General features: G+C 43.7%; 2 protein-coding genes. Both read right to left on the reverse strand.

Annotated elements, in window-relative coordinates; genetic code table 11:
- Positions 1-624: lipase secretion chaperone (locus A3735_RS24550; protein WP_156499894.1), on the reverse strand; the 624-nt coding region annotated here is incomplete at its 3' end.
- Positions 625-731: 107 nt separating this feature from the next.
- Positions 732-1104 (reverse strand): hypothetical protein (locus A3735_RS31370; protein ID WP_197486020.1); only part of this gene is annotated, 373 nt, incomplete at its 5' end.

Below are 1104 nucleotides of genomic sequence, written 5' to 3' on the forward strand. Positions count from 1 at the left end.
CATTCTTTGTGCGATCTTTTCTCCATAGAAATTAGCTCTTAAATCGAAGATTTCTTCAGCCGTGTCAGACTGATTCTTAAGCCTGTTTATTTGTGCGGTGAGCTTTTTTTCTTCGCGCTTATAGCGCATGCCTTGAGCCATCTTACTGGGCAGTTGGCTTTCGGCCTGAGCCATCAGCTGATCTTTTTCCTGCTCGCTTAGTGAACTGTCGCTGTTGATCAGTAAGCGCTGATAAGAATAGTCATCATAACGTTCTTCGTGACCGAACAAGGCTTCACTTAGTTCTTTACCGAGGTATTGTCGACGTGTGTTTTTTTTATCATCAAGCGCAGAGCGCAGCATTGTCAGGTTTTCCTGCTGACTGAAGTCTGTGTTCATGGCAAATTGCTCTGTACTCAGGTTGCCTTTATAAAGCAGATAATTGTCTGCTATTTCCTGGGCTTTCATCGTTGCTTCGCCAGACAAACTCATCTCAATATACTCGCGTATGCGTTCAATGACCTGGTCTTGTCCCTCGATATGAGAAGCCATAAGGAAATACTCGAATATGTTTTTGATGTTCTCATTGATGACTAGCTTCCCTTGAGGGTCAACTAAAAACTGTTCGATCGCTATATCAGACATATGCAGGGGCAGCGCGCCGTAGCGTGATGCGGATTCGTACTCATGGGTTGAGTTGAAGGGTGTGCTCGCTAAGACTTGTCACACCCTGATTTCTATTTCATTGCGGCTTAGCTAGCGATGAGTTGCTTAACAATCTTGTTAAAGTGGCGAGCAAAAAGATAGTGGGTTTCACTTTTCAGACGGGTAAAGTGAGTCGTATTGAGGTGCTTTGATAGCAGCTCAGCGGCTTCTAGGGGAATAACATCATCATGTTCGCCGTGCCAGAATTGATATTCTGTTCGACAATTTTTTACCGAAAAGGCAAGAGCACTGAAGCTAAGCTTTAGTTCTTCTGCCCAAATACCAACACCTTGCTTAGCCGATTGCTTGAGATTAGCGGTTGAATAGTTTCGATATTGACTTGTTTTTAACAAGTTAATATCTGCAGCACGACCTTCAAGTGTGGGGCGAATATAGTTCAACTGCTGGGAATAAAAGTGT

The sequence above is a fragment of the Oleiphilus sp. HI0061 genome (genome assembly GCF_001635675.1).